Annotated in this window: 29 protein-coding genes and 1 tRNA gene; 13 read left to right on the forward strand and 17 right to left on the reverse strand. The window is 59.2% G+C overall.

The features are described from left to right. Positions 1 to 444: 444 nt before the first annotated feature. Together EV561_RS06575 and EV561_RS06580 are read right to left on the reverse strand one after the other, a co-directional pair. Positions 445 to 645 (reverse strand): hypothetical protein, encoded by a 201-nt coding sequence (locus tag EV561_RS06575; RefSeq protein WP_132518880.1) that lies wholly within the window; start codon positions 643 to 645, stop codon positions 445 to 447. Positions 646 to 667: 22 nt separating this feature from the next. Next, positions 668 to 1771, reverse strand: coding sequence for a hypothetical protein (locus EV561_RS06580; protein WP_245512595.1), 1104 nt, complete (start codon positions 1769 to 1771; stop codon positions 668 to 670). A gap of 342 nt (positions 1772 to 2113) precedes the next feature. Between EV561_RS06580 and EV561_RS06585 the strand changes: the two genes are divergently transcribed. Both EV561_RS06585 and EV561_RS06590 read left to right on the forward strand, forming a co-directional pair. Further along, entirely contained in the window at positions 2114 to 2404 is a 291-nt protein-coding gene (locus EV561_RS06585; protein WP_132518882.1) for a hypothetical protein, read from the forward strand. 205 nt (positions 2405 to 2609) lie between these two features. Continuing rightward, positions 2610 to 4343 (forward strand): tetratricopeptide repeat protein, encoded by a 1734-nt coding sequence (locus EV561_RS06590; RefSeq protein WP_132518884.1) that lies wholly within the window; start codon positions 2610 to 2612, stop codon positions 4341 to 4343. Positions 4344 to 4414: 71 nt separating this feature from the next. Here the strand turns inward: EV561_RS06590 and EV561_RS06595 are convergent, their stop codons facing one another. The 3 genes from EV561_RS06595 to EV561_RS06605 all read right to left on the reverse strand — a co-directional run bounded on the left by EV561_RS06595 (position 4415) and on the right by EV561_RS06605 (position 5967). Then, positions 4415 to 4807: a DUF1236 domain-containing protein gene (locus EV561_RS06595; protein WP_132518886.1), complete on the reverse strand. Its 393-nt coding sequence runs from the start codon at positions 4805 to 4807 to the stop codon at positions 4415 to 4417. Between the two features lie 148 nt (positions 4808 to 4955). Next, positions 4956 to 5540, reverse strand: coding sequence for an OmpA family protein (locus EV561_RS06600; protein WP_132518888.1), 585 nt, complete (start codon positions 5538 to 5540; stop codon positions 4956 to 4958). Between the two features lie 4 nt (positions 5541 to 5544). Further along, entirely contained in the window at positions 5545 to 5967 is a 423-nt protein-coding gene (locus tag EV561_RS06605) for a cysteine rich repeat-containing protein (RefSeq protein ID WP_132518890.1), read from the reverse strand. A gap of 393 nt (positions 5968 to 6360) precedes the next feature. On the opposite strand from EV561_RS06605, the gene EV561_RS37830 reads away from it, so the two are divergent. Further along, entirely contained in the window at positions 6361 to 6723 is a 363-nt protein-coding gene (locus tag EV561_RS37830) for a hypothetical protein (RefSeq protein ID WP_245512596.1), read from the forward strand. A gap of 57 nt (positions 6724 to 6780) precedes the next feature. On the opposite strand, the gene EV561_RS06615 is transcribed toward EV561_RS37830, so the two are convergent. The 6 genes from EV561_RS06615 to EV561_RS06640 all read right to left on the reverse strand — a co-directional run bounded on the left by EV561_RS06615 (position 6781) and on the right by EV561_RS06640 (position 10679). Next, a complete protein-coding gene (locus EV561_RS06615; RefSeq protein ID WP_132518892.1) occupies positions 6781 to 7593 on the reverse strand; it encodes an SDR family oxidoreductase in 813 nt (270 codons plus the stop codon). Beyond that, complete coding sequence (locus EV561_RS06620; RefSeq protein WP_132518894.1) at positions 7590 to 8375, reverse strand: hypothetical protein; 786 nt, start codon at positions 8373 to 8375, stop codon at positions 7590 to 7592. The genes EV561_RS06615 and EV561_RS06620 overlap by 4 nt, the downstream gene beginning before the upstream one ends. An 11-nt stretch (positions 8376 to 8386) precedes the next feature. Beyond that, positions 8387 to 8974, reverse strand: coding sequence for a protein-S-isoprenylcysteine O-methyltransferase (locus EV561_RS06625; protein ID WP_132519885.1), 588 nt, complete (start codon positions 8972 to 8974; stop codon positions 8387 to 8389). A gap of 89 nt (positions 8975 to 9063) precedes the next feature. After that, positions 9064 to 9642, reverse strand: coding sequence for a hypothetical protein (locus EV561_RS06630; protein WP_132519888.1), 579 nt, complete (start codon positions 9640 to 9642; stop codon positions 9064 to 9066). A gap of 156 nt (positions 9643 to 9798) precedes the next feature. Continuing rightward, positions 9799 to 9918 carry an ABC transporter gene (locus EV561_RS06635; protein WP_132518896.1) on the reverse strand — a complete coding sequence of 40 codons (120 nt, stop codon included), beginning with the start codon at positions 9916 to 9918 and terminating at the stop codon, positions 9799 to 9801. A 167-nt stretch (positions 9919 to 10085) separates the two neighbouring features. Next, positions 10086 to 10679, reverse strand: coding sequence for a L,D-transpeptidase (locus tag EV561_RS06640; protein WP_132518898.1), 594 nt, complete (start codon positions 10677 to 10679; stop codon positions 10086 to 10088). A 200-nt stretch (positions 10680 to 10879) separates the two neighbouring features. On the opposite strand from EV561_RS06640, the gene EV561_RS06645 reads away from it, so the two are divergent. From EV561_RS06645 to EV561_RS06665, 5 genes are all read left to right on the forward strand, one after another. After that, a complete protein-coding gene (locus EV561_RS06645; RefSeq protein WP_132518900.1) occupies positions 10880 to 11635 on the forward strand; it encodes a glucose 1-dehydrogenase in 756 nt (251 codons plus the stop codon). Between the two features lie 245 nt (positions 11636 to 11880). Continuing rightward, the gene (locus tag EV561_RS06650) at positions 11881 to 12729 is read left to right on the forward strand and encodes a hypothetical protein (protein WP_132518902.1); all 849 of its coding nucleotides are present in this window, start codon (positions 11881 to 11883) and stop codon (positions 12727 to 12729) included. A gap of 304 nt (positions 12730 to 13033) precedes the next feature. Then, entirely contained in the window at positions 13034 to 13684 is a 651-nt protein-coding gene (locus EV561_RS06655; protein ID WP_132518904.1) for an HAD-IA family hydrolase, read from the forward strand. Then, positions 13681 to 14634, forward strand: coding sequence for a phosphotransferase (locus EV561_RS06660; protein ID WP_132518906.1), 954 nt, complete (start codon positions 13681 to 13683; stop codon positions 14632 to 14634). Before EV561_RS06655 ends, EV561_RS06660 begins: the two co-directional genes overlap by 4 nt. Next, a complete protein-coding gene (locus EV561_RS06665; protein WP_132518908.1) occupies positions 14631 to 15686 on the forward strand; it encodes a hypothetical protein in 1056 nt (351 codons plus the stop codon). The genes EV561_RS06660 and EV561_RS06665 overlap by 4 nt, the downstream gene beginning before the upstream one ends. Before the next feature lie 108 nt (positions 15687 to 15794). On the opposite strand, the gene EV561_RS06670 is transcribed toward EV561_RS06665, so the two are convergent. The 4 genes from EV561_RS06670 to xylF form a co-directional block, all read right to left on the reverse strand. Continuing rightward, positions 15795 to 15871 (reverse strand) — tRNA-Arg (locus EV561_RS06670). Between the two features lie 171 nt (positions 15872 to 16042). Next, on the reverse strand, positions 16043 to 16828 hold the full coding sequence (locus tag EV561_RS06675) for an ATP-binding cassette domain-containing protein (RefSeq protein WP_132518910.1): 786 nt from the start codon (positions 16826 to 16828) through the stop codon (positions 16043 to 16045). Positions 16829 to 16842: 14 nt separating this feature from the next. Beyond that, positions 16843 to 18171 carry a sugar ABC transporter permease gene (locus EV561_RS06680; RefSeq protein ID WP_132518912.1) on the reverse strand — a complete coding sequence of 443 codons (1329 nt, stop codon included), beginning with the start codon at positions 18169 to 18171 and terminating at the stop codon, positions 16843 to 16845. A gap of 271 nt (positions 18172 to 18442) precedes the next feature. After that, positions 18443 to 19483 carry a D-xylose ABC transporter substrate-binding protein gene (gene xylF / locus EV561_RS06685; RefSeq protein WP_132518914.1) on the reverse strand — a complete coding sequence of 347 codons (1041 nt, stop codon included), beginning with the start codon at positions 19481 to 19483 and terminating at the stop codon, positions 18443 to 18445. Positions 19484 to 19703: 220 nt separating this feature from the next. Between xylF and EV561_RS06690 the strand changes: the two genes are divergently transcribed. The 4 genes from EV561_RS06690 (at position 19704) to EV561_RS06705 (ending at position 24115) form a co-directional block, all read left to right on the forward strand. Beyond that, positions 19704 to 20951: an ROK family transcriptional regulator gene (locus EV561_RS06690; protein WP_245512597.1), complete on the forward strand. Its 1248-nt coding sequence runs from the start codon at positions 19704 to 19706 to the stop codon at positions 20949 to 20951. A 103-nt stretch (positions 20952 to 21054) separates the two neighbouring features. Further along, positions 21055 to 21996: a hypothetical protein gene (locus EV561_RS06695; protein ID WP_132518918.1), complete on the forward strand. Its 942-nt coding sequence runs from the start codon at positions 21055 to 21057 to the stop codon at positions 21994 to 21996. Further along, entirely contained in the window at positions 21927 to 22385 is a 459-nt protein-coding gene (locus EV561_RS06700; RefSeq protein ID WP_245512598.1) for a hypothetical protein, read from the forward strand. The genes EV561_RS06695 and EV561_RS06700 overlap by 70 nt, the downstream gene beginning before the upstream one ends. Then, positions 22382 to 24115 carry a CRTAC1 family protein gene (locus EV561_RS06705; protein WP_245512599.1) on the forward strand — a complete coding sequence of 578 codons (1734 nt, stop codon included), beginning with the start codon at positions 22382 to 22384 and terminating at the stop codon, positions 24113 to 24115. The genes EV561_RS06700 and EV561_RS06705 overlap by 4 nt, the downstream gene beginning before the upstream one ends. 221 nt (positions 24116 to 24336) lie before the next feature. Here EV561_RS06705 and iolG read toward each other — a convergent pair whose 3' ends face one another. Then, on the reverse strand, positions 24337 to 25329 hold the full coding sequence (gene iolG, locus EV561_RS06710) for an inositol 2-dehydrogenase (protein WP_132518922.1): 993 nt from the start codon (positions 25327 to 25329) through the stop codon (positions 24337 to 24339). Between the two features lie 155 nt (positions 25330 to 25484). Here iolG and EV561_RS06715 point away from each other — a divergent pair, with 155 nt between their 5' ends. Then, the gene (locus EV561_RS06715; protein ID WP_132518924.1) at positions 25485 to 25757 is read left to right on the forward strand and encodes a hypothetical protein; all 273 of its coding nucleotides are present in this window, start codon (positions 25485 to 25487) and stop codon (positions 25755 to 25757) included. Here EV561_RS06715 and EV561_RS06720 read toward each other — a convergent pair. Then, positions 25754 to 26254, reverse strand: a complete 501-nt coding sequence (locus tag EV561_RS06720; protein ID WP_132518926.1) for a GNAT family N-acetyltransferase — start codon at positions 26252 to 26254, stop codon at positions 25754 to 25756. The genes EV561_RS06715 and EV561_RS06720 overlap by 4 nt on opposite strands. Between the last annotated feature and the right edge of the window lie 55 nt (positions 26255 to 26309).

Consider the following 26309-nt stretch of genomic DNA (forward strand, 5'->3'; position numbering starts at 1 on the left):
ACTTTCCCGACATTAACCGCCAACAGAACCGGCAAGCCTCTTTTGGGCTCAAATACCCGGCTCTTGCTTGGCGGTTTGCCCGTTCCTCGAATGCCGTCTCGGCAACGATCACGCGGACACACGTCAAGAAAGATTGAGAAAACATGGCTCGTACGAGCCAGTGCGTTGGAAGGACATCATGCAACCAGAGCCTTGTGCGACCCTGACCCTCCACGCCGCTAAACGTGAAATATCTTCTTTGGCAACACGATCACGCCGTCTGCGAATCGTGTCTTCAATAGGAATTTAACAACCGGGTAATTTTCTATCCAGCACAATTTAATTTCGAGTTAACATCCCGCTCAGATTGTTTTTGCGCCGCATAGCAATTTCTATGCTTCAACCTCGAAAGGGCCGGGTGGCGGATGCCGGTGGGCCGCGTTTGTTTCGCGGCATCGCCGGAACTCATTCCGCTATTCCGTTCTTCCCGCGGACCCACTTCCAGATTCTCAGTGCGCAGATCAACAGGATGATGAAGGTCGCGAGCATGACCAGCGCTATTCCCGTCTGCACGAGTTCGAACCGAACGCTGTCGCGGCTCACGAAATGGGCGGCGATATCGCCTGCGATCGCCAGTGGAAGCTGCACGAAGATAGGAAAGGACATCAGGCTTCTCCTTCGGTTGCGGTCAAAGCAGTAGCAGCCGCTTCACGATCGTGCTCAGCTGCGCGTATGGAAGAAAGAATGCACCGACGGCCAGCAGCGGCAGCAGCGCTGGTAGTAACAGAGGCACCGCGTTCTTCGGTTTCAAAAGCAGCGCCGATGTTTTCAGGGCCGCCTGGTATAATGGTTTGACGTCATGAAGGTCTTCTGCATCGTCCTCGGCCACGTCGGGAAAGACGTTGACGCCGAGCGCCCGTCGTTCCGCGGATCGCTCGAAATCTGTCGCTCCCGTCAACGACCTCATGATGGTATCCCGCTTCAGCCGGGCGATCTTCATGCCGAGAGGAGCCAGCGGCAGTGCGTAGAACAGGAAGATGACGACCAGCCATCCTGCACAGACGAGCGTGAAGATGGTGGGCGTCACGGCCTCGCGCTGCATCACGTGGCCGAGCCCTCCAGCAATGACGGAACCGGCTCCGAGGCTGAAGAGAGCATAACCTTTGAGGTAGCCGCTGATAAAGCCCAGGCCGCCATGTCCATCCGGATGCGTGACCACGAGTCTCAGATGGCCGGACGCGATGGTAGACAGGAAGCCGGTCCACACGAGGTGCTTCCAGACGATCCGAACCAGCAGGAACCAGTAGAGCGTATTGCTGATGACGAGGCACCAGACGCCTGCAGAGGTCAGGCCGTCCTCCGAGACCGCCCAAACGGGGCCGGAGCCACCGAGGAAACGGTCGGCGTTCACGCAGGAGGCCGCGATGGCGACGATGAGGCAGACGAGTTCCGCTTGCCACATGCGTGAACGGGTTCGTGCCGTGGCGATGGCGGCGCCGGCGGCAGGGATCGATTGCGAGGAGACGAGCGGTATCCCGAACAGGATGCGAAGACAGGCGTCCAACGCAAACTCGATCGGCTTTTCCGATAGAGTCAGCAGGACTGGTGCGATCAGGAATTTCGCCCAGGCTCCTAGATCGCCAAGATAAAGGCCTGCCGCGTAGCCTCCGCCGTTTGCAAGCACCAGGAGCAGCGGCACTGTCCAGCACAGCATGGCGAAGACGAAAGCGCGCCAGCCGCGTTTGCGTAGACCGAGCCGGCGCATCAGGCCGTGAAAGGGCCCTGCAGCCATGACCCGAATCCTCGGATCCGGTATGGCTGACGCCGTTCTCATGTCGGGCAACCATCGAGGATGACTAGAATTGCGGCCGAGCGGATCGTCGCGTCGGTCTCCCGAGCGCAAAGCAGCGGTGCCGATCCCAATGCCTCGAATACCCCCATTCATCGTCTCCTGGTCCCGCTGATGATTCAGACCACGGAATGGCAGGCCGGGGGAGTACTTTACTGTAAATTCCGAGTAACACCGCGGATTTTGTGGAGGCTCATACCCGTCAATTTACCGTAACGTACTTATCCAGATCACCGTCAGGAGTAGTATGGATAGATCGTGTCGGAGTGGGGCTGAGATTGCCTGATGGGCAGGGGAAACACGAGCGACAGGCCGCCGGATGGAGCGGCCCAGCGAGGCCTCTGGAGGCTTATGCTGAAGCTGCCTTCGATCCGCGGCGAGCTCCAGATGTTTGCCGCCCGCAACCGTGCGCTCGACGATCTATGCGAAGCCTACGAGGACGCTAGCGTAACGCTCGAGCGGATACGCAAGAAGCCAGGCGACACAGACTATACCCTGGTTCGGGAATACGAGACCATCTGCACAGAGATCGAGACAGAGGTCATCAAATATTGCGTCCAGCATCGCCAGAAATAGCATCGGATTTGAGGCGTCATGGTCCTTGAGATCGTCCGCCATGGGCGCGCCGCGACTCCTACCGGCATCTTCAACGGGTGCGAAGGTTGCCCCAGAACCGATCACCTATTGGTTTTGTTAGCTGTTTGTGTTGCAACTTGTTGCATTTTGGGCGATAAATTCAGTAGTTCTACTTTAGCCTGAGCGTATGCGTATGGGGGCGGCCATGAGCGCTGAAGTACACGACGAATCTTCTTGCGAAGTATCCCGGGACGAAGCCAAATCTGAACTTGAACGACTGCTGGCCGATAGCAGATTCCATGCGACGGAGCGCCAGCGGGCAATCCTCACCCATCTTGCGGAACGGCATTTTCTCGGATGTGCCGATAGTGTGAAAGCCTATACGATCGCCGTCGACGTGCTGGGCAGGTCTGCCGGCTTCGACGCGTCGCTCGATCCGATCGTGCGTATTGAAGTCAGCCGTCTGCGCACGGCCGTCGGCCAGTATTACGAGGCATTCGGCTCTCCCAATGGCGTATCCATCGAACTTCCCAAAGGGCGCTATGTGACGGATTTTGTCCGGGCCTCCGTTGGAATCAGCAGGGAACCGGCCACCGAGCTGGCAATCCCAAATTCGCCCGAAGAGGACGTGCCGAGCCAACAGGGCGCGTTGCCAGGGGCGTTGCCGTTTTCGGGCATAGACTGGCGCCCGCATGCGGCCATCGCAGCCGTGTTGGTTGCGACCATTGTCGCAGGCGTCTCGATCTATGGGACGCGTCCGGTCTATTCGACGCGACCCGTGGTCTCGATCGATATTTCTGCCGCCGACAGTCGGTTGAAGGATGAAGCCGACCAGACGCGCGATGTTCTGCTGACGGCACTGACGCAGTTCCGCACTTTATCGCTGGCGACGGGGCCTGAGCGGATCACTCATGGCGCGAGAAGAGCCGCCTCGACCGCCAATCGCTACGAGATCAGCATGAAATACTATGGCGATGGCGGGGACCGCAGTATCTGGTGGCAGATCATCGACGTTTCATCCGGCGACATCCTAAAGTCGGGGGTCGAGCGAGCGGATACCGAAGGAAAGACACTGAGCGCAGTTCGCGACGAATTGGTCACCGCTCTGGCCCGGCATTTCGCCGCAAACGGTGGCGTCATCAACAACATCGAAATGCATGACAGCGCTGACGGCGCGCTTGGCAACGCTTGCGTCCTGCGGGCAGAATTCTCCCTCGACGTAGGAGGCACCGGCAGTGTCGCTCGATCCGAGGGCTGCCTGGAGCGGACACTCGCGGATAATCCCAACGATGCAGATGCGGCCGCGACGCTGTCGCGCATGCTGGGCACACCGAAAGTCGGCGATTTGGATCCTGCCGACAGAGTGCGCGCCATGGATCTCGCAAACCGGGCTGTGGCAATCGCGCCGATGTCCGACCGAGCGCAGATCGCGCTGATGATGGCCAGATTCTACAACGGCCGGACGGAAGCGGCCATCCAGGCGGGCAACCGTGCGCTCGCCCTCAACCCCAACAACCCGGACGTACCTGCCAAGCTCGGCATGGTCCTTTACCTCTCGGGTTTTAAGGATGCAGGTGTTGCAATGGCCCAGGATGCGGGCCGTTATGTCGAGTCGGTTCCGCGGGATGCGGCGGTCGTCCTTGCCCTGGAGGCATATCAGAAGAAGAACTGGTCGCAGGCGTCGCTTCTTTCCGAACAGGTCAACTGCAGCAATCTGCTGGTCCAGGCGCTGAGGGCGGCATCCCTCGGCCAGCTCGGATCGGACCAAGCGAAGGAGAGGCTGGCAGATTTCCGCAGCCGGAATCCGCAATTCGAGGTCACGTTCGCAAAGGACATGGCGGCGCAAAGGCTTCCGCAGGAGATATATGCCTCGCTTGAAGATGGCATGAAGAAAGCCGGGGCCTCGTTTGCGCCCAGCGCAGTCGCCAGTGCCTTCTAGAGTTCCGCTGCGCAATAGAAAGCGGGAGAGGCCGCACTTGACGTGGCATCTCCCGCTCTCTTCCGGTTTCGTTACTGGATGATCTGCACCACCTTATGGCTGTGCGGCTCGACGATGACGCGCTGCTGGCCCATGACGACGTAGCCATAGTGCGGGTTCTCCGGAACGGGCGTAACGACGACGTCGGCGGGAAGCTCACGACCGACAGCGACAGGCTGCTGGATGACGACGGGCTGCTCAGGAGCAGGGGCCTGCTGGACATAAGTTACGACTTCACGCGGCGGCGGATCGATGGCTGCGCCAGTGATACCGCCTACGACGCCGCCGACGGCTGCACCGACCGGACCACCTACGATGGCTCCGGTCGCTGCACCACCGACGATACCTGTCACAGTGCCATCGGCGTAAGCGGAGGCACCGAACGAACACGCGAGAGCTGCGGCTGCAATCAGAACTTTCTTCATTTGCTCCACTCCTCTTTTTGTTGAGCGACTGGGGAATGAAGAAGGCGCGGTCGTTGTTCCGCGACCGGGACTTTGGTCTGATTCACGTTCGGGCATGCTTGGTAAGGTTACGTGAGGCGCCGACGCGAAAGTCGGCGCCGTTTTCAGCTTATTTTTTGCTTGTGAACACGCCGAGATTGACGAGCTGGACGCGCCTGTTGTTGGAGGCGTCGGTGCTAACGCCCTCGATCGGGAAGGCCTCGCCGACGCCGACGGCGTAAAGTCGCTGCGGGTCGACCGCGAATGTGGTCGCCAATGCTTCCTTAATCGCGATGGCGCGTTGCTGACTGAGATCGAGGTTGTGCTTTTCGTCCCCAGTCGAACTCGCATGGCCGATCACCAGGAACTTGTAGGCCCAAAGGTTCGGATGGTGCAGCGCATCTGCGATCATACCGAGCGTCCGATAGGATTTCGGCTGGATGGCGACCGAGTCATTCTCGAAATTGATCTCAACGACCATTTGAGGAAGTTTGGCAATCTTGCTCCAGTTGGGCAGAGCCGACATGTCCTTGCCCGCGCCGCTGATGGCCTCCTGGCGCAACAATTCGATGTCGACGGACGGGGCGGCGGCCTTGAGCTTGCCAAGGCCTGAAATGATCCGTTCCTGCGACACCTGTTGAGCGAAGGAGAGGCCCGCCGGCAGGATGCCGAGTGCAACGAGAACTGCGAATGTCTTGAAGAAACGCTGTCGCATCGGCTTATCTCCAGCCCGCATCTATGATCGCCTGGTTGCACTTGTCGCTCACCCGTTTTTGCGCTTTGTTCAGACAGGCAAGCTTGTAGCCGTCGCCCTTCACGCCTTTGCAGCGCATGGCGATATCACCTGCGCAGACGTCGCTATAGGCGCCCTGGGCCCGCTCGCGCTGGGTGATCGATTGAACGACACCAGCGACCGAGGCTTTGCAGGTTGGCGAGACCTTTGCCGCGTTCTGTTCGAGGCAGTCGGCGATCCGTCCTCCACCGAGATTCAATCCCTTGCAGAATTTGCCGATGTCGGCGCCGCAGTCGTCGGCAAGTTTGGTGATCGCATCCGCGTAGCTCATGGTCTCGGCCTGAACGAGCGTAGCCTGCGCCATACAGGCAAGGGCAACAGCCGCGAAAAAGTTGCTTCTCCTTGACATTCCCGGTCCCCCTGATCCCGTCTCATCGGCGCGCCACAGTCGGGCGTGCAGCGACGGCAAACCGTGCTCGAAAGCCAGAACGCAAGGAAGTATGTTACGGTAATATCGCCTTGGACATGCCTACGTTGTGCCGCAACGATCTTGCACGTTGCGAAGCCGTGAGCCTTCCCTGTTGGCGTAGTGTTGGCAGGTTGCAGAGAAGGCCTAAACGATCATCGCTAAGTGTGAAATCTGCCTGTAAACTACCGTAAGATACGCGCTCCTTTTCCCTCTTCGCTTCTAAAGTGGATATTACTAAAGACGCAATTTCGCTTGCTGGGGAGCAATGTCGTTGCTGCGGCAAGTCAGAATGAAAACATTGGTTCAATGAAAAGCTGGAGGAGTTTTCGTTCCATGGCCCAATCGTTGCTTCGGATGATTTGCGCTAGACCGACCAAAATGATGATGGTGATGTTATTTGCTACCTGCGCATCGCAACAATTTTCGACAGCCTCGGGTTCGACTGCTCAGGCGGCTGACGCGTTTAGCAGCTTTCCGTTTGTGGTCGGTTGCGAATACAAGGGCACGTTCCATGCCTACTATTTGTCGAGAGTAACTCCGGAGGGTGTGGCAACGTACGTCGCTTCGGAGAAGATTGCCGGCACGATCACTCTTGACGGGCATGCCAAGGCCGTTGGCGGCTCAACCGGTGGAAGTTGCGTGGGCAAAACACTTGCAGAATTGAGAGCGTCCGGCCAAGCCCACGACTTGAAATAAGGGCGTCGATGCTGGGGGCTGCTGTCGTTACAGCACTGGCCGAACCTGGTCCTCTGTCTATGAGGGCCTGGGATCTTTGCTTCTGCGCTGAAACAGACCGACCAGCGGGACGAGTGCTGCAACCGGCAGAGATACAGCGATCAACGCCGTCAGTTTGGCGGAGATGCCGGGAACGACGAGGCGACGGCCGGACTTGAAACCGCGCCACGCTCTCTCGGCGACATAGTCCGCATCCAGCTTGGGCAGGATTTTGAAAAGAGCAGCCCGGTCTGCGCCGGACTTTTCAAGGAACTCCGTCGACACCGGCCCGGGTGCCACACATGTCACGGTCACTCCGAAGCGACGGACTTCCTCATGAAGTGCAGCGGAAAAGGAGCGAACGAAACTCTTGCTGGCATAGTAGAAGGCCATATAGGGGCCGGGAACGAAGCCCGCGACGGACCCGAGATTGAGTACCCCGCCGCTCCCGCGAGCCACCATGCCTGGCAGGAAGCGAAGAGTCATGTCGGCCAGGGCGCGTATGTTGAGATCGATGATTCCTAGCTGATCTTCGGCGGGGAGGGATGCTGCCGGGCCACGCAGCCCATATCCGGCATTGTTGACAAGGACGCTGCAGATCAGATCGTTGGCGGCCAGAAAAGCCTCCAGGCGCGCTGACGCATCAGGGGCAACGAGATCCAGTTCCATTGTGAAGGCTTTTCCGCCGGCCTTCTCAACGTCGGCGGCTGTTGCCGCCAGACCCTCGGCAGAGCGTGCGACGAGCACAACGACGTTGCCTTCTCGCGCGGCAACCTTGGCAATTGCCCGCCCGATGCCGCGGGAAGCGCCGATGACGACGACAGCTGGGCGAAGCTCGCCGTTCAGGGTCATTTCGAAATTCCTATGCTCACCGTGCTGGCGGCAGCTTCGTTTTGGGCGAGGCTTCTTACTTCGTCAACGACCTGGCTGTTCAGGATTTTCTCAAATCGTTCCAAAGCTCTTGCGACATTTGCTCCATCCATGACCCTGTGGTCGTAATGGATACGAACTGTAACCGATCCATCCTCGCCGATAGGGCCATAGTTGAAGATGGTGGTCAACGGGGTGAGGGGGTTGAGCGATTCCGCGCCCAGGCCGGAATAGACCGATAGCTGGAACGTGCCGAAATAACGCCCGCGCTTTCGCCCGATATTGAGCCCGAGCCACATGAGCAGCCATCTCAACAAGCCTGGAGCGCGAGCAAGCTTCAGCGAGCGTCGAAATTCCTTGATTTCCGATATCGGAAGCGACCTTGCGTCCTGGATCAGTTTTTCCAGTTCGGGAATGGGGCGTTTCTCAGGGCCTTTGATGGTGCTCAAGAGAACGACTCGCTCGCCCTCATGCTCACGCTCGTGGGCAATCGAGGCCACGCTTGCCGGGTATTCATAGAGCTGAGGCCGTGGGAATTTGATGTACGCACGCCGCAGATCGGGGATCTCCTGCGAGAGGAGAGCGTATCCCTTCAGGAAAAGCACTGTCCAGGAAGGGCGGACGCAGGATGCACTCCTGGCGTCAACCAAGGGGCGGATATTCATTTGCCGCTGAACGGTGACGCGCGGTATCCCGATCGAGAATCTCATCAGATCCCCGACAAGCCGCCTTGCTGGCGAAAGCCTGATTGTTCTCCCCCTCATCTTTCTACCCCTCAGTAAAGATAAGGAATGATGCGTTTGGTCTTATCCATATAGGCGCGGTATTGCGGACCGAAGACTTCGAGCATCATACGTTCTTCTTTATCCACTCGCAGGAAGAATAGCACTGCGAAGCCAACAACCCCAGCCAGACCTGCCACCCAGTTCGACAATAGAAAAGCCTGTGCAAGCCCCATCAGAAGGAATGACGTGTACATGGGGTGGCGGACGAAGGCGTAAGGCCCCGCGCATATCAGTTCATGTTTCTGGCGGATTTCCAGCGTGATGGACCAGTTTCGTCCCAGCTGCTTGTGGGTTCTGCGAAAGACCCACATTGCCGCGCAAATGAGTATTGCTCCGATCGCAACGGCCCAAGGATAGGATGAATAGTCGGCTGCTTTAGGGATTCCCGTCGCGACGTAAAACCCCGGCACGACTGCGAGACCGGCGAGAGCTGCCGCAAGCCCGACGGCTTCAGAAACCGTCCGGCGTTTGCTGACTACAGGCACTCGCTTGGCGCGACGCTCAAATGGGTATCGAATAATGTACCACGCAACAATTCCGAGGACCCAGATGGCCTCGCCCACGACAGCCACTGACACGTTCAAGTCCAATACCGAAGCCTCTCCACGATCCGGGTTGCGCGATCTCAAGAAGCCGCGCGAGATTCCCAAATCTACTCAACCTGTATTTATGTATTCATCTCACGAAGGTTTGTAATGAATTGTTGCGGCCTTAGCCAGATGGCAGGTGTCTTATAGCCCATGTGCGCCGCGATTTGGCCGACCCAGTTGTTGCAATTGTCGACTGTAGCCTGCCAGAAATGGGAGGTCGCTTGCTGCTTGCGGATAAAGGCGACAACGTCGTTATATTCTGAGTCCGAGAGCATTACCCGCCAGCTTGCTGACCTGTATTGCTCTTCAAGGTCGCCGTCAGTTGCTCCAGTCGTGGCCGGGACCGGTATGATATGCCCGATGACATAGGGCGCCGCATCCGGCGAGGCTGGGGCAAGGCCGGCAACCTCGGGATTGATCATATTTCCCTTCGCGTCCAAGGTTCCAAAAACGACGTAGGTGTGGCCATAGGTCAACGCATAGCGTGAGCGGAATTCGATGAAATGCCGATTTGCTTTGTTGTCGGCTGTCGCCGCCGGCGCGCCGGGGCCATTGGACGTATAACGCGGCAACGGCGCCTTATCTTCTGTCTGGCATGATGTTGCCGCAACCGCCAAAACGGCGACCAACCACCAACGGCTTCTTCCAAGCGCCATGACCACGCTCCATATGTAAGCTCTGACAAAAGCGAGCTTGATGCCAGCAGATATGCCATTCTGTGCCCTGAATTTAAGGTGGGATCAGTCCTGGCCGTTTGAAGGTATTGGAAAGGGAAGGGCCGACGTGGCCCTTCCGAAAAATCACAGGAATTCTTATTTATAGACCGCTGCTGCCGGCGGCGGGGCCTTCCCCTTGCCCTTGCCAATCGCTCCGCAGGAACTCAGATTGGCTACCGCTACCATTGCAACGATCACGAATAAAATTCTGCTCATCAAGAAGTCCTCTCCTGATCATGGGATAGCTTGTCGAAGGCTACACCCAAAAGTTTAGCGACATTCGGCATGTTGCATAATCTGGAAATGACACAACATGCAGCGAATCTACATTAGCAGATACTTTTTGCTAAGGCCAACCCCTCAATTTCAAATGGTAAACACCGTTATATGACCACCACGCGTGTGCCCACGTGAGCGCGAGAATAAAGGTCGATAATGTTAGCGTTCGTCAGACGAACGCACCCATTGGACACCGCATGGCCGATGGACCATGGAGCGTTCGTCCCGTGCAGCCGGAACAAGGTGTCCTGTCCGCCCTGATAGAGATAAAGAGCCGCCGCACCGAGGGGGTTGAGTGGTCCACCCGGGACGCCATCGGCATATTGGGCCAGGCGGGGTTTGCGCTGGATCATGTCGTCGGTGGGCTTCCATGACGGCCATTCCGCCTTGCGGCCGATGGTGGCTTCGCCCTTGAAGCTCAGTCCTTCCTCTCCGACGGCAACCCCGTAGCGCGTGGCCCGGCCTTCTGCTTCGACAAAATAAAGGTAACGACTCGCCGTATCAACGACGATGGTGCCGGGCGGTTCGCTCCCCGTATATGCAACCTCCTGCCGCCGATAGCGTGGATCGACATCTGGATCCCGTCCAAATGTATAATACCCCAGTGGTGGTCCATCCTCCTGCGTAACACATCCTGCGAGCATCAAAGCGAGGCCACCCAAAAGGAGCGACCGGCGTGTTGCATCGTGTCCGTCCATTTTCACCTGCCCAAGTAGTTCAGTCAGTTCCGATGATTTGCAATCAACAGCATGAAGTTTTTAGACCAAGGCGTTCACCTCCGGAGACAGCAAGCTTGAAAACTGGGGATCATCTCTAGTTGCACTTTCATGATCCATGAAACTCCTTGCATCGATCATCTCACTCTGCTCGAATATTAGCAGATGGGAAAGGGGGGTCGATGAAACTTTGCCTGGAAGGGAAAATCGCAATCATAACGGGCGCAGGTTCCGGCATTGGCGCGGCAATTTCGCGAGAACTGGCCAATGAAGGTGCCGAAGTTGTGGTTGCCGATATCAATGCCGAAGCAGCGCAGCAGACCGCAGTGGCGATTCGGTCCGATGGCGGGCGTGCTCGTGAGTTCATCGTCGATGTAAGCGATGCTGAAAGTGTGAAGAGGCTCGTCGACTTCACCGTCGAGACATGTGGTGGCCTCGATCTAGCCGTCAACAACGCCGGAATTGATGGGGTACGCGCAGCGGTCGCCGACTATCCGCTCGAATGCTGGCACAATTTGATGAACGTCAATCTGAACAGCGTTTTCTATTGCATGAAATACGAGATCGCCGCGATGATGAAACTGAGCGGGGGCGCGGTCGTCAATATATCCTCCACGCTCGGTTCCGTTGCATTGCCGACCGCGGCGGCTTACACGGCAGCCAAGCACGGCGTCGTCGGACTGACGAAAGCAGCGGCGATTGAGTATGCGCGATTCGGCGTTCGCATAAATGCCGTCGGACCAGGCTGGATCGAAACACCGCTTCTCTCCGAGCACCTTGAGGCAGCGAGCACGCGACGAATGGCAGCGCTTCAGCCGATGGGCAGGCGTGGAAAACCGGAAGAGGTCGCAGCGCTCGTTTGCTTCCTGCTGTCTGAACAAGCAAGTTTCATTACTGGAGCTCACTATCTGGTCGATGGGGCCTATACTGCTCACTAGGCAGATTGATCTTGCTCAACAAGACGATCTGCCATCAGGACAAACGATGCGATCACGTATATATTATTGAAATTGCGAGATAATATTTGATTTTATATCTGTGATGGCCACCGGCAACTATGCGGCACCAGCTTAACAACAGCTTAATCGGATAAGAGCGATACCGAGGGTGTTCGCATGCGTATTTTGCACGATCTCGCTAGCCTCTGGGTCGCCAATATTTAAAAAAGGATATGAAAACTAATATGAGGAAGATTCTTTTCTCGCTTCCTGTTCATGAACGGCCGGATATTCTGCGGGGCCAGATAGAGAACATCAATTATTTCTGCCCTGGATCGGTCATTTGCATTCACGTATCCGCCGATGCCGCCGTCAGCAAAGATGAGTTCAGGCGTCATTGCGACTTTGAAAATGTGCATATCAGCCCATATTCCTATCAAACCGTCTGGTCGGGCGGCATCATGCACACGCATATCGCCAACTTTCTCTATGCGCTTGAAGCCGGTCTCGATTTTGACGCGGTTATGCTGATCTCGTCCAACGAGTTGCTGGTGAAGCACGGGCTTGCGGACTATGTCTCGCAATACGAATTGGGATCCCAGACCGAGGTCTACGATCCTTCCAACGACTGGGGCGTGTTCAATTCGAATTTTCTGAACCTGCCGGGAATGCAAGGTTTTCTGGCGGCCCTCGGACTTCCGCTGTTTTTTGGCGGCCAGGCGGAGGGGCAATTTGCGAGCAGGCAGATATTCATGCAGATCGCCAAGTTATTCGTCGAACATTTTCCGATGGGACCGATCGGCTTTCCTATAGAAGAAGTGATCCTTCCGACGATGGCTGCGTGTTTCGGCCTCATGGGCACTGACGTAACTTTGCCGATAACGCTCTGCAACTATTGCAATAATCTGGAAATGAACCCTCATGTTGTCGAACAGGTGAGGCGTGGCACCGGGTTGCTTGTCGCACGCCGGATGCCGCGGGCGCTGCGCTCGCCGCATATCGGCGCCTCGGCGCTCAAGGGCGTCTTCAGCGTCAAGCGCGTTCCCCGCGAGGACTGCGATCTGCGCCGATATATTTTCAGCCTCATGACCTGATGCGATTCGGCAGATCGTCAGCCTTCTCGTCTATCCCAGTCTCATGATTTCCGGACGAAATCGGCTGAATACCTCATTGTCTGCGGGGGAAAGGGCTATCCGCAGACCTTTCCAAGTATCGTTGCATGCCGGTTGAAGCGTCGGAGCCTCTCAGGGGCAAATCCGCAGGCCGGCGGCGGCAATGCGGTCATGTCGATGTTGCGTTGCATCTAACACAGCAGCTTAAACGTGCAAATCGGCATCTGCGACAGCTACGCACAAGCGCCATGACCAATAGTTTGGTCGAATAAATTGGGGTAGTTCGATGGGTATCCAGACAATGTTAGGCCGTGACCTTGGAGATCGCAGCGGCTCCGCGGTCGAGGCGATCCTTTTCGACCTCGACGGTACGCTGGTCGATACCATGCCGTTGCACTATCAGGCTTACAGAGATGTGCTGGCGGAGATAGGCATTTCTCTGGATTTCCAGGCGTTCATGGCTGCGTCGGGTGGTGCGGCCAGGGAAACGATTCCGCGCCTGCTGAATGGCGCCGCCTGCGAGGTTCCGGTCGAGGAGATCCATCGGCGAAAGGTGGCAAGGGCTACGCAACTCTTTCGCGATGTTCCGCCCACGCGGCTGCCTTGCTCGCTGTTGCTGCCGGTGTTGAGCAAGGTATTCCCGGTCGCGCTCGTCTCCTCTGGCTCCAGCAAAAGCGTGCATACGACATTGGATTCCATGGGATGGGCTGACTTGTTTCACGCGATCGTCTGCGGCGACGACGTTGTCCGGGGCAAGCCGGATCCCGAAGGTTATCTGAAGGGGGCGGGCTTGTTGGGGGTGGCTCCGGAGCGCTGCCTTGTCTTCGAAGATATGGATGACGGCGTTGCGGCCGCGACGGCTGCGGGCATGCAGGTCTTTGATGTAAGGCGGACTCTTCCCGCGTGGAGAACTGCCTTGGAGGTTGGGGCGCGATGACAAGTCTGAAGCTCAAGATCTATCAAAGCCTCGAGGCTGCGCCAAACATTCATCCCGAACGATCGGAAATCGAGCTTTCAGGCTTTTCCGGTGCAAGGGTGCTGTTGATACGTGAAGGCGCTTCGCCTGCTTTCATTCGTAAGATTTCTGCGACACCGGCTGGGAATGCGCGACTGCAGGCGCAGGCGATCAAGCAGAAGCTGACGGCTGGCCTGTTGGATGGCTGCGCGACGACGCCCCACATTCTTGACGAAGGCTATGAAGGCGACCTCTATTATTTCGACATGGAATACATCCACGGACTAGACGGCATAAGCTTTCTGCGAACCGCCAGCTTTCCTGCGATCGCGCGGTTTACGGAAAAGCTCTGCAGGAGTCTTGAGCGTTTTGCCAGCCTGCAGGACCCTGCCTTGCAGGTCTCGCCGCGAGAAAGCGCATTGGCGAAATGCAGGGAGATACTCGCTGCCACGCCTGCCGTCGATATCCGGTCACATCGCTCCATCACGCGGCTGATGGAAGTCATCGAGGCTTCCGAGATGCCGGAAGCTCTTGCCGTCACGGCGTGCCACGGAGACATGACGCTCGAGAATATCGTCGTCACGGAAGCGGGCGAGATCGTCTTCATAGACCTCCTGGATACATTCTTCAATCATTGGATGGCCGATATTGCCAAGCTGGATCAGGACCTGAAGGCGGGGTGGTACATGCGCAAGTCGCAGCCATTGCCGCTCGGCGTCGTTTCCTACGTTCGCAAATCGCTGACCGCACTTGCTGAAACGCTCTCGGCGGGTTCGCCGCATTTCATTGCGCTGGTCGTCTGCATCCATCTCGCGCGTATCCTGCCCTATGCAAAGGTCTCCGACGACCGGCAATTCGTTCTCGATCGCCTGGATTTCCTGCTCGAGCAGGTCATGCCCGGCGACCTGTTTGAAAAAGGTTTGCACACATGAAAGTTATCGTTCCCTGCGGTGGACGCTCATCCCGTTTTCCGGGCGTTCCGCCCAAGTGGATGCTTCCATCCGGCAATGGGCGCCCGATGATCGTTGAGGCCGTCCGGAATCTGGAATTCGAGCTTGATGATCTGATCGTCACCATCCTAAAGGAGCATGACGAAAAATATGACGCGCGCGCCGGCATCCGCGCTGCTTTCGGCAAGGCGATCGAGGTTGTCGTCCTCGACGAGCCGACGGCCAGCCAGCCGGAAACGGTGACCCGGACGCTGAAGCTTACGGGGCTTTCCGAGCCCTTTTTCGTCAAGGACAGCGACAATAGTTTTGCTCTGACCGATATCGAGCGTCCGCATAATTATGTCAGCAGCGAATCGCTCAACAGCTTCGACTCCATCAATCCGCGGAACAAAAGCTACATCAAGACGGACGAGACCGGCGTGATCGTCGCGATCCGCGAGAAGGAAGTGATCTCCGATCTCTTCTCCGTCGGCGGCTATTTCTTCCGCAAGCCGGCGCACTACGTCAGCACGTTCGAAACGCTTCTGGAAGAAAAGGCGAGCTGGCAGCGCGAGCTATATACCTCGGACATCATCGCCAGCATGATCCTGGAAGGCGAACCCTTTTCGTCCCGCCGGGTCACCGAGTACGAGGATTGGGGTACGCTGAAGGAATGGCGCCGCAATCTCCAGCAGAAGGGCACCTATTTCGTCCTGCTTGACGGCTTCGTCCTGCAGCGCGGCAATGCCCATTTCTCCCCGAGATTCGGCGACGTCGCCGCCAATGACGAAGCGGTATCGGTCGTCCGCGAGCTGATTTCCGAGGGACACAAGGTTATCTTCATCTCCATCCGCCCGGCGAATACCCGCAAGGAGACTGAGGAACAGCTCCGTGCGCTCGATCTGCCCTTCGACGATATCCTGTTCGATATGCCGATAGGCCGCTACAGCGTCGTAAGCGCACCGCATGCGACAGTGCCCTTTACGACGGCACACGGATTGGAACTGGCACCAAGCGATCCTCACCTGGTCGCGAAGCTGCGATTTGAGAACTAACAAATTGACGCGGACAGGGCACCCGGCCCAGCAGCCGGGTGTTCATGTAAACGCAGCATTCATTTGCCGGCGAACTACGATTTATCGAGACTGTGGTAAAAAGGGAAATGGCGCACCCGACAGGATTCGAACCTGTGACCTTTGGAATCGGAATCCAACACTCTATCCAGCTGAGCTACGGGTGCATGCCTGAAGCGATGTGACTCGCTTGTCCGATGGGTGGTTCTTAACCTAGGAACCGTTTGGCTTCAATGCGGAAAATGCTGCAGAAGCATATAAGGGAGCATCGAAGTCGTTAAAAGCGAAAGGCCGCGAACCGGATGGTTTGCGGCCTCGTTGTCTTTATGACCAAGAGATCAAGCAACCTTCATGGCGCCAGGGCCGGGGATGGCTTTTGGCGGCACCTTGCCGAGGATGATCATGCCGAGGACTTCGTCCTTGGTGACGTCCTCGGTGCGGGCGTGGCCGACGACCTGGCCGTTCTTCATGACGGAGACGCGGTCGGCGAGATCGAAGACGTCGTGGATGTCGTGGCTGATGAGGAAGATGCCGATGCCTTCCTTCTTCAGCTGCTTGATCAGCTCGCCGACCTGCGCCGTTTCCTGGGGGCCGAGGGCCGCGGTCGGCTCGTCCATGATCAGGATGCGGGCGTTGAAGAGGATGGCGCGGGCGATCGCAACCGACTGGCGCTGGCCGCCCGAGAGCGCTTTCACCGGCTCCTTGAAGCGCTTGAAGTTCGGGTTGAGGCGCCCCATCACTTCGCGGGTCGAGGCTTCCATGGCGACGTCGTCGAGCGTGCCCCACTTTGTCTGCAGCTCGCGGCCGAGGTAGAGGTTGGCGGCGGCGTCGACATTGTCGGCGACGGCGAGCGTCTGGTAGATCGTCTCGATGCCGAATTTCTTGGCGTCGCGCGGCGTCTTGATATCGACCGGTTCGCCGTTGATCAGGATGTCGCCCGAGTCGCGCTTGTAGGCGCCGGAGAGAATCTTGATCAGCGTCGACTTGCCGGCGCCGTTATGGCCGAGCAGTGCGACGACTTCGCCTGGATAGAGGTCGATAGAGGCGTTGTCGACTGCGTGGATGCCGCCGAAGGAAATGGAAATGTTCCTCATTTCCACGAGCGGAGTGGTTTGATCCGTCATAGTTCGGAATCCCTTTACTTGGCGCGCGAGCGATAGACGATGTCGAGCCAGACGGCGATGACAAGGACGACACCGACGACGACGTTCTGGATTGGCGTATCGACATTGGCAAGCCCCATGCCCGATTGCAGCGACTGCATCACCAGGGCGCCGATCATGGCGCCGGCGACCGTGCCGCTGCCGCCGGCAAGCGACGTGCCGCCAATGACGGCTGCGGCGATGGTGAAGAGCTCGTAGGTGGTGCCTTGCGAATTGACCGCAGAGTTCAGGCGGGCGGTGGAGATGGCAGCCGCGACCGCAGCCAGGAAGCCCATCAGCGCGAAGATCTTCACGATGACCCACCGCGTCTTGATACCGGCGAGTTCAGCCGCTTCCGGGTTGCCGCCGATCGCGAAGACATAGCGGCCGAAGCGCAGGCGCGTGGCGATGAAAGTCATCACGATGCCGATGAAGAGGGCGATAAGAACCGGAACGGCGATGCCGTAGGGGATGTCCAGCCCGGCCTCGGGCCACTGGATATTGTGATCGGTTGCGTACCGCTTTGCGATGCCGATCGGCCAGTAGTAGCTGTTGAAAAGATAGACAGTACCGAGCACCAGGGCCGAACCGAGGGCGCCCAGGAAATATTCCGCCCAGAGCGGACGCCGCGGAAAGTGGAAACGCTTTCGCTGTTGGCGGGAACCGATGATGCCGGCGATGATCAGCAGGCAGGCAATTATGCCGATCACCCAGCTCCAGGTCGCCCCGATCGAACCGGTTGCGCCGCCGCCGCCCATGACGACGAATGTGGAATCCATCGGCGCAACTGTCTGGCCTGATGTCACATACCAGGCCAAGCCGCGCCAGACGAGAAGCCCGCCGAGCGTGACGATGAAGGAAGGGACATTCATGAAGGCGGTGATGGCACCCTGGAAGGCACCTATGGCCGTACCGATCGCGAGGCCGCAGATCAAGGTAATGATCCAGGTCCAGGAACTGTCGAAGCCGAGATATTGCGGCAGCCATTTGGCCTGGATGACGCCCATGATCATCGCGACGAAGCCGAGCACCGAGCCGACCGAAAGGTCGATATTGCGTGTGACGATGACCAGCACCATGCCTGTCGCCAGCACCGAGATTTCGCAGGTCTGAACCGAGAGGTTCCAAAGGTTTCTGGGCGTCAGGAATTCCCGGCCGTCGAATATTCGCAGGTAAAGATCGAAGCCGATCCAGATGATCAGCAGCGCTCCGATCATGCCGAGCAGGCGGGTATCGATTTCGGTTGCGCGCAGGAAGCGGACGATTGCGCCGCTTTCCGCATTGCGGGGACCGCTCGATGTTGTGGACTGTGTCATGTCGGCCATCGCTTTGCCGTTCTCCACTGTTGGGCGCTGGCCCGCGACATCTTTCACCGTCGCTGGCAATAGTCTCGCGCTGATCTCATTATACGCCATCGCCGACCGGCAGTAATGCTTGGCGGTCGCGCCGACGCGCCCGTTGCGTGCGGCGGGCGGCTGCGGTGGCGCAGGGGTCGTGCAGTGAGGGGGTCCTCGTTCGGAGGCTTTGTCCTACTGCATTCGACGCCGCAACGGAGGGCCGCTACGGCGTCGGCAGTTCTAGCTGGTTAGGCGGCGATTAGTTGCAAGCTGCAACCGAGCCGGCCTTGACGCCCTGGCAAGCTTCAGCCTTGGAGATCCAGCCCGCGTCGATGACGAGGTTCAGGTTGTCCTTGGTGATACCGATCGGGGTCAGGAAGACCGACTTCATCGGAACGTGCTTCGCGCCGCCGGTGAAGGTCTGTACGCCGCTGATCTGGTCCATCGTCTTGCCGCCCGCGAGATCGAGGGCGATTTCAGCAGCGCGCTTGCCGAGTTCGCGGCTGTCCTTCCAGACAGACACGGTCTGTGTGCCGAGCGCGATACGGTTCAGAGCAGCCTTGTCGGCGTCCTGGCCCGAAACCGGCACGGAGCCGGCGAGACCCTGGGCGTCGAGAGCAGCAACAGCACCGCCGGCGGTGCCGTCGTTGGAAGCAACGACTGCGTCAACCTTGTTGTTGTTGGCGGTCAGGAACTGTTCCATGTTGCGCTGTGCGTTCTGCGGCAGCCAGCCGTCGGTATAGGCTTCGCCGACGTTCTTGATCTTGCCGGCGTCGATTGCGGGCTTCAGCACTTCCATCTGGCCTGAGAACAGGAAGTCGGCGTTCGGGTCGGAGGAGGAGCCCTTGATGAAGACGTAGTTGCCTTCCGGCTTTGCCTTCAGGACTTCGCGAGCCTGCATGCGGCCCACTTCCTTGTTGTCGAAGGTGATGTAGAAGGCAGCCGGATTTTCGATCAGGCGGTCGTAGCCGACAACCGGGATGCCTTCGTCGGCGGCCTTTTCGATGGCCGGGCCGATGGCGTCGCTATCCTGAGCAAGGATGATCAGAGCGTTTGCGCCCTGCGAGATCAGGGATTCAACGTCCGTGAGCTGCTTGGAAGCGGAAGACTGGGCGTCTGCGGAAATGTACTTGGCGCCAACGGCAGCGAGTGCCTTCTTGATGGCGGCTTCGTCGGTCTTCCAGCGTTCTTCCTGGAAGTTCGACCAGGACACGCCGACCACCAGATCCTTGGCGAAAGCCGCCGTCTGCATGGTCAAAACGAGGGCCGCGCCAGCGGCCAGCTTGATAAATGATCTCAATTTACCCTCCCGAGTGAATGCGACCGCACGTACCCTAAAGCTCCCGCCGGCCGCCGCGATAACGCTGACGAGAAAGCTATGGATTTTTTTCTCGACAGTCGAGAAATTTAGTGTCAGAGATTTTTGAAGCTGTCAACACTGCATTCTTAGGTTTAAACGGCCCCATCAGAAGGGCATTCGGGAATTGCAGATGAGGGGGAAGGAATGGAGGGGGGACGGCTTGAATCAGAGCAAGTCGAGTACGGAATTGGTGCGCCAGCGAAACAGCGTGCTGGTGCTGCGGGCATTGCGGCGCCACGGTTCGCTCGCCCATACCGAGATCTCTGATTTTACGAAGCTTTCCTCCGCAACCGTGTCGGCGATCACCGCCGATCTCGAACGCGCGCAGATTATCGCGAAAACGGAACAGCAGGCGGCAACCGGCCGCGGGCGTCCTCGCGTTCTGTTTTCGCAGCGCCGCGATTGCGGCTACATCGTCATCGTCATCATCTCCTCGGATGCGGTCCAATATTCGCTGGTGGACTATGCTGGAACGCTGCTCGACCGATTTACCGAGGACCGCGTGCAGGAGGGGCAACCTGTCTCGCAATTCGTCAGGGCCCTGCAGGAGGGGCTGGAGCGAATCGTAGAGCGGTCGAAGATCGCCCGCGATCAGGTCCTGCTCATTTCGATCAGCAGCAAGGGGTTGGTCGACAGCCTCGCGCCGGTGCTGCGCTGGTCGCCGATTTTCGGGCGCAATCAGATCGATTTTGCCGAGGCGCTGAGGGGGCGCTGGCAGGCCAAGGTCATTCTGGGCAATGAAACGCTGCTGGTCGCCGCGGCACTGGGACTGCGCGATGAATATGATAAGGGCGAGCGGTTTCGCGCGCTGGCTGCGCTTTCGCTCGGCCACAGCATCGGGCTTGGGATCGTTTCGCGACTGCCGGGTGGCGAGCACGAGGTTTCGGCGCCGAATTTCGGGCATATGCTGCATATACCCGATGGCGCCCTCTGCCGCTGCGGATCGCATGGCTGCGTGGAGGCCTATGCCGGTTTTTATGCAATCCTCAGAGCCGCCTTCGACGTCCCGCGGGATACCATCCCGGCAAAGTTCGTCCCAATCTCGGAGCTCGACAAGATCGCCGCTAGCGCGCGGCAGGGCAATCGCCGTAACGGATTTGCCTTCCGTCAGGCTGGTCTCGTGCTGGGCAACGGGATTTCGCGCGTCCTTAGCCTCAATGACCTGATGCCGATTGCGATCACCGGGCCGGGCGCGCGCTACTACGACCTGCTGCGCGAGGGCCTCGAGGAGGGACTCGCGCAGTCGCATATCGTGCGGATGGAGGGAATGCCTGAATTGCGGGTGGTCGCGGACGAGCCGGCGCTCGTCTTCGAGGGGCATCTGAACCGCGCGCTGGCGCTCATCGACAGCGATATCGTCATGTCGGGAGCAACGACGAACATGGAATTGAACGAACAGCTTGGCTAGTGCCCTGAAAGGATGCTGCCAAAGGGAGGGCGAGAATGAGGAAGCTGGTACTGATGTGCCTCTGTCTGGCAGCGGCGGGCGGCCCCGCGCTGGCAGGGGAGCCGTGAAAGGAAAATACGCCGGCGCTGGGGTAGGCGGGGCCGACGTCTGGGGTCATCTGACGGCTGACCAGCTGAACCATCTGACCGATATCGGCCAGCAGCTGTTTATGGCACGGTTCACGGTCGAGGACGGGGCAGGGCGGCCCGGCGCGACGCAGGCGATCGTGCCCACCAAGCGCAAGCATCCGGTCCTCAACGAATTCAGCCGAACGGCCGGCATCGATGCCAATGCCTGTTCCTCCTGCCATAACCTGCCATTTCCCGGGGGTGCCGGCGACTTCACCACCAATGTCTTCGTGTCCGAAGGCTTCGAGAGTGCCGATTTCGACACGACCGACCCGCAGTTCTCCGACGAGCGGGGCACCAACAGCCTGTTCGGCGACGGCCTGCTGGAGCTTCTGGCGCGCGAGATGACGACCGATCTGCAGAAGGAGCGCGGCGATGCGATTGCGCTCGCCGCCCAGACGGGCGAGCCGCAGCGTGTCGCGCTTGAGACCAAGGGCGTGAAATACGGCTGGATCACCGCCCAGCCGGACGGGCTCGTCGACATGCGCGAGCTTGACGGCATCGACATGGATCTGGTGATCCGTCCCTTCAGCCAGAAGGGTGTCATGACCTCGCTACGCCAGTTTACCGTCAACGCGCTGAACCAGCATCACGGCATGGAGCCGGTGGAGCGCTTTGGCGGACGCTGGACGGGCACAACCGATTTCGACGAGGACGGCCATCCCGATGAAGTCAGCGACGGCGACGTTTCGGCGCTGGTCGCCTGGCAGGCGACGCTGCCGGCGCCGGTGCAGAAAGTGCCGGACGATCCAAAATGGCGGCAGATGGCGAAAAGCTTTTCACCGGTATTGGCTGCACCTCCTGCCACATGGAAAGCCTGCCGCTCGACAGCCTCTCCTTCTCCGATCCGGGACCGGAGGACATGGCGGGGACGCTGAACGTCACCCAGGTGAAGGAGCCGGCGGTCTACGATCTCTCGCAGCGCGACCGGACGAAGAAGCTGAAGCGCAACGACAAGGGCCAGGTGCTGGTACCGCTGTTCGGCGACCTCAAACGCCATACGATGACGGACAACGACATCGACCAGCTCGGCAACGAGCTGATCGCCCAGCGCTTCGTCGATCGCAACATCTTCATGACGGCTGAACTCTGGGGCGTGGCCTCGACGCCGCCATATGGCCACCGCAACGACATCACCACGATGGACGGCGTTATTCGCGCCCATGGCGGCGACGGCCGCAAGGCGTGCGATGCCTATGTCAACGCTTCGGACGAGGACCGTTCGAAGATCATCGCCTTCCTCAAGACGCTGGAGATCGAACAATGAAGAAGATCGTCTCCCTCATCGCCAGCGTCGGCATGGTCGCTTACGCACTCGCGCCCTTCGCCGCTTTCGCTGAAGACAAGCCGGCGCAGCCGGAAGCGCCTTTCCTGATGGATGTGCCGCACTTCCAGGAGGAGGCCGTCGCCGCCGGCATCGACCATCAATATACCGGCGGCTGGGAATATTTCGTCGGTGGCGGTGTCGCGAGCTTCGATTGCAACGGCGATCGCAAGCCGGACCTCATGCTGGCCGGCGGCACCAGTCCGATCGGACTCTATGTCAACCAGAGCCAGACCGGTGGGGCGCTGAAGTTCCAGCAGATTCCAGTCAATCTCTCGGACAAGGACCAGCGCTCGGTTCTCGGCATCTATCCGATAGATATCGACAATGACGGCTACACCGATCTGGTGCTGCTGCGCCTTGGCGAAAACATCATCCTGAAGGGCGGCCCTAACTGTACCTTCGAGAAGGCGAACAAGACATTCGCCTTCGACGGCGGCAAGGACTGGACAACGGCCTTTGCGGCCACTTGGGAGGCGGGCAACAAATATCCGACGCTCGCCTTCGGCAATTATGTCGATCGCTATGCGCCGGGCACGCCTTTCGGGACCTGCAGCGACGACGTCTTCGACCGGCCCGTCGGCAACGACAAGCCCGACTATTCCAATCCGCTGCCGCTGAAGCCGAGCTATTGTACGCTCTCCATGCTGTTCACCGACTGGAATCACTCCGGCCAGGATTCGCTGCGCGTCGCCAACGACCGGCAATATTATCGCGGCGGCCAGGAGCAGCTCTGGCAGATCGCGCCCGGCCGGCCGCCACGGCAATATACGGCAGCCGAGGGTTGGGCGGCGCTGCATATCTGGGGAATGGGCCTCGCCGAGGCCGATCCGAAGGCCAACGGCATGCCGGAATATTTCATCACCTCGATGGGCGACAACAAACTGCAGGTACTTGACGAGGATGCCGACGAGAACAATCCCACCTATCGCGACACCGCCTATGAGGTGGGGGCCGCGGCCTACCGGCCCTATACGGGCAAGGATCATCGTCCGTCGACGGCCTGGCATGCGCAGTTCGCCGACGTCAACAACGACATGAAGACGGATCTGTTCATCACCAAGGGCAATGTCGAGGCCATGCCGGAATTCGCCGCCAGCGACCCGGACGACCTGCTGATGGGCGGCTTCGACAACAAGTTCCACGAGATGGGCGAGGAGGCCGGCATCGCGCTGCCCGGCAAGGGCCGCGGCGCCGTCGTCGAGGATTTCAACAATGACGGCATGCTCGACATCCTCGTCGCCAACCGCATGCAGAAGGCCTTCCTCTACCGCAATCTCGGCGCCAAGACCGACTGGGGCTATCGCCCGCTCGGCAACTGGACGGAGATCGAGCTCGACAACGGCCCGATCAACCACATGGGCATCGGCGCCACCATCAATCTGCGCGCCGGCACCGTCACCCAGGTGCAGCGCGTCCAGGTCGGCGGCGGCCACGCCTCCGGCCATGTCGGCTTCACCCATTTCGGCCTCGGCACGAACGAACGCGCCGTCATTCGCGTGCAATGGCCCGATGGGGAATGGAGCCAGCCCTACCGCATCTTCGCCAACCAGCATGTGGTGATCAAGCGCGGCACGACGGCGGCGCAGTATTGGTTCCCGCCACCTGCGGCGGAGAAGCAGGCGGTGGCGGTTCCGGCTGCTGTTGAGGGCGCGCCGGCTGTGGGGAAATAGGGGATCGGAGCGGCAGCTTTACGAGTTGGTGCTCCTGCATTTTCGCTTTGCGATGACGCGGGAGTCTTCTCGCCATGTGGACGCATGGCGGCTGGATCCCTGTGACGGGCACGGGGATGAGGGAGGGTGGGGTGGCGGTATCGCGAAGAAACGCGCCGTAGGACCCAAAAAAACGGCCGAAGTTTCCTCCGGCCGTTCCCATAGAATCCTACGATCGGATTTCACCCAATCTTCACCAATTTGCCTTCCTTCACCGACTGCACCGCCGCATCGGCCAGCCGCAGGGCTGCGAGACCGTCGGCGCCCGAGGGCGTGATCTTGCCGCCCTTTTCGATCGCGGCGATGAAGCTGGCGATCTCGTTGGCATAGGCTTCGGTGTAGCGGGTCATGAAGAAATCGTGCAGCGGCGGGCGGGTATAGCCGTCGCCGTTGGCGATCTCGATGGAGACGGGGCGCTGGTTTTCGGCCGCAACCATGCCCTTGGAACCGTGGATCTCGATGCGCTGGTCGTAGCCGTAGGTGGCGCGGCGCGAGTTGGAGATCATTGCTTGCTTGCCTGATGCCGTCTGCAGCAGCACGGAGATGCTGTCATAGTCGCCGGCTTCGCCGATCGCCTTGTCGACGAGGACGGCGGCGGTCGCGGACACGGCAACCGGCTCTTCGCCAAGAAGGAAGCGGGCCATATCGAAATCATGGATGGTCATGTCGCGGAAGATGCCACCGGAGCGCTTGATATAGTCGACTGGGGGAGCACCGGGATCGCGGGAGGTGATCGTCACCATCTCGACCGCGCCGATACGGCCATCGTCAATCGCCTTGCGCACGGCCATGAAATGCGGATCGAAGCGGCGGTTGAAGCCGACCATCAGCTTGGCCTTGGTCTCGTCGACGACCTTGATGCAGGCCTGGACGCGGGCGACGTCGAGATCGATCGGCTTCTCGCAGAAGATCGCCTTGCCTGCGCGGGCGAAGCGCTCGATCAGGTCGGCGTGGGTATCGGTCGGCGTGCAGATGACAACGGCATCGATGTCCTTTGCTGCCTCGATCGCCTCGATGGTGCGCACTTCGCAACCATAGGCGGAGGCGATGGCCTCAGCTGCTGCCGGAAACGCATCGGCGACAGCGACGAGCTTCGCATTTGCGTCGCTGCTCACGGCTTTCGCATGCACCTTGCCGATGCGGCCGGCGCCGAGCAGACCAAATCTTACAGTCATGTCATCCTCCCAATTTCGGAATAAACGAACCGAATAATAAATATTCTGGAATTTTCATTCCATTTTCAGCCGGCGGCGTCAAGCCGCCCGACTTTCACATTCTTGAAATTCAGCTTAAAGACATCGCACCCGGAGATTAAGAGTACCATGCGCACATGCAGTTGATCGACCCGAACCATCCCTTTTACAAGCCCCTCTGGCGCCGCGTCCTGATTGTCGCGATCTGCCTTGGCTGGGCGGTCATCGAGGCATCGACCAGAGAGCCGTTCTGGGCGATCCTCGTCGGTGCCGTCGGTATTTACGCAGCCTGGATGCTGCTGTTGAATTTCGATCCGAAACCACCGGAGTCGGCCAGCGAGCCTGCGGTCGCCGACGATGAGGATGACGACGGCGAAAACGCAGGCAACAGCGAAAAGCGTGACGGCTAGCCGAAATCGATCCGCATCAATATTTCGTCGTAATAGGTATCCGCAACCTTCAGCGCCTCGGTATCGACAGCCCATTGGCTGAAACCCATCGACTGATAGAGGCGGATGGCGGCAAGGTTGGAGGAAACGACGCTCAGCCGCAGCGAGCGGCACATGGTCTTTCCCTCCGCCATCGCGTCGGCAAGCAGGCTTTTCGCAAGGCCGGTTCCTCTTGCCTGCTGGCGCACATACATGCCCCAGATCGATGCGGTATGGCGGATCTTTGCGGGGTTCGAGCGCGCAAGGCCGATCACGCCGGCGAGCCTCTCGTCAGAGTCGAAGCCGCCGAAGATGACGCCTCGCCCGATTCGCCCGGCAATCTCTTCCGGAGACAGGCGCTCCTCCTCTTCCAGCGATGCGCCGAACGCTTCCGGATGCAGCCGCAGTCCTTCCAGTCGGATGTCACGGAAAGCGACGTGATCTTCGGGCTGCAGGCGACGAATATGAAATTGCGGCATGACGAGAGTTCCGGTGACGGCGATAGTCGGTGATAAGGGCAGTCGGCACGATAGT

The organism is Rhizobium sp. BK376 (assembly GCF_004341625.1).
Lineage (GTDB): Bacteria > Pseudomonadota > Alphaproteobacteria > Rhizobiales > Rhizobiaceae > Rhizobium.

Coding starts and splice junctions, on each gene's coding strand:
- EV561_RS06575 (WP_132518880.1), bottom strand. CDS start 645: ATGTCCTTTCCTATCTTCGTGCAGCTTCCACTGGCGATCGCAGGCGAT.
- EV561_RS06580 (WP_245512595.1), bottom strand. CDS start 1,771: ATGGCTGCAGGGCCCTTTCACGGCCTGATGCGCCGGCTCGGTCTACGC.
- EV561_RS06585 (WP_132518882.1), top strand. CDS start 2,114: ATGGGCAGGGGAAACACGAGCGACAGGCCGCCGGATGGAGCGGCCCAG.
- EV561_RS06590 (WP_132518884.1), top strand. CDS start 2,610: ATGAGCGCTGAAGTACACGACGAATCTTCTTGCGAAGTATCCCGGGAC.
- EV561_RS06595 (WP_132518886.1), bottom strand. CDS start 4,807: ATGAAGAAAGTTCTGATTGCAGCCGCAGCTCTCGCGTGTTCGTTCGGT.
- EV561_RS06600 (WP_132518888.1), bottom strand. CDS start 5,540: ATGCGACAGCGTTTCTTCAAGACATTCGCAGTTCTCGTTGCACTCGGC.
- EV561_RS06605 (WP_132518890.1), bottom strand. CDS start 5,967: ATGTCAAGGAGAAGCAACTTTTTCGCGGCTGTTGCCCTTGCCTGTATG.
- EV561_RS37830 (WP_245512596.1), top strand. CDS start 6,361: ATGGCCCAATCGTTGCTTCGGATGATTTGCGCTAGACCGACCAAAATG.
- EV561_RS06615 (WP_132518892.1), bottom strand. CDS start 7,593: ATGACCCTGAACGGCGAGCTTCGCCCAGCTGTCGTCGTCATCGGCGCT.
- EV561_RS06620 (WP_132518894.1), bottom strand. CDS start 8,375: ATGAGGGGGAGAACAATCAGGCTTTCGCCAGCAAGGCGGCTTGTCGGG.
- EV561_RS06630 (WP_132519888.1), bottom strand. CDS start 9,642: ATGGCGCTTGGAAGAAGCCGTTGGTGGTTGGTCGCCGTTTTGGCGGTT.
- EV561_RS06635 (WP_132518896.1), bottom strand. CDS start 9,918: ATGAGCAGAATTTTATTCGTGATCGTTGCAATGGTAGCGGTAGCCAAT.
- EV561_RS06640 (WP_132518898.1), bottom strand. CDS start 10,679: ATGGACGGACACGATGCAACACGCCGGTCGCTCCTTTTGGGTGGCCTC.
- EV561_RS06645 (WP_132518900.1), top strand. CDS start 10,880: ATGAAACTTTGCCTGGAAGGGAAAATCGCAATCATAACGGGCGCAGGT.
- EV561_RS06650 (WP_132518902.1), top strand. CDS start 11,881: ATGAGGAAGATTCTTTTCTCGCTTCCTGTTCATGAACGGCCGGATATT.
- EV561_RS06655 (WP_132518904.1), top strand. CDS start 13,034: ATGGGTATCCAGACAATGTTAGGCCGTGACCTTGGAGATCGCAGCGGC.
- EV561_RS06660 (WP_132518906.1), top strand. CDS start 13,681: ATGACAAGTCTGAAGCTCAAGATCTATCAAAGCCTCGAGGCTGCGCCA.
- EV561_RS06665 (WP_132518908.1), top strand. CDS start 14,631: ATGAAAGTTATCGTTCCCTGCGGTGGACGCTCATCCCGTTTTCCGGGC.
- EV561_RS06675 (WP_132518910.1), bottom strand. CDS start 16,828: ATGACGGATCAAACCACTCCGCTCGTGGAAATGAGGAACATTTCCATT.
- EV561_RS06680 (WP_132518912.1), bottom strand. CDS start 18,171: ATGGCCGACATGACACAGTCCACAACATCGAGCGGTCCCCGCAATGCG.
- EV561_RS06700 (WP_245512598.1), top strand. CDS start 21,927: ATGGAAAGCCTGCCGCTCGACAGCCTCTCCTTCTCCGATCCGGGACCG.
- EV561_RS06705 (WP_245512599.1), top strand. CDS start 22,382: ATGAAGAAGATCGTCTCCCTCATCGCCAGCGTCGGCATGGTCGCTTAC.
- iolG (WP_132518922.1), bottom strand. CDS start 25,329: ATGACTGTAAGATTTGGTCTGCTCGGCGCCGGCCGCATCGGCAAGGTG.
- EV561_RS06715 (WP_132518924.1), top strand. CDS start 25,485: ATGCAGTTGATCGACCCGAACCATCCCTTTTACAAGCCCCTCTGGCGC.
- EV561_RS06720 (WP_132518926.1), bottom strand. CDS start 26,254: ATGCCGCAATTTCATATTCGTCGCCTGCAGCCCGAAGATCACGTCGCT.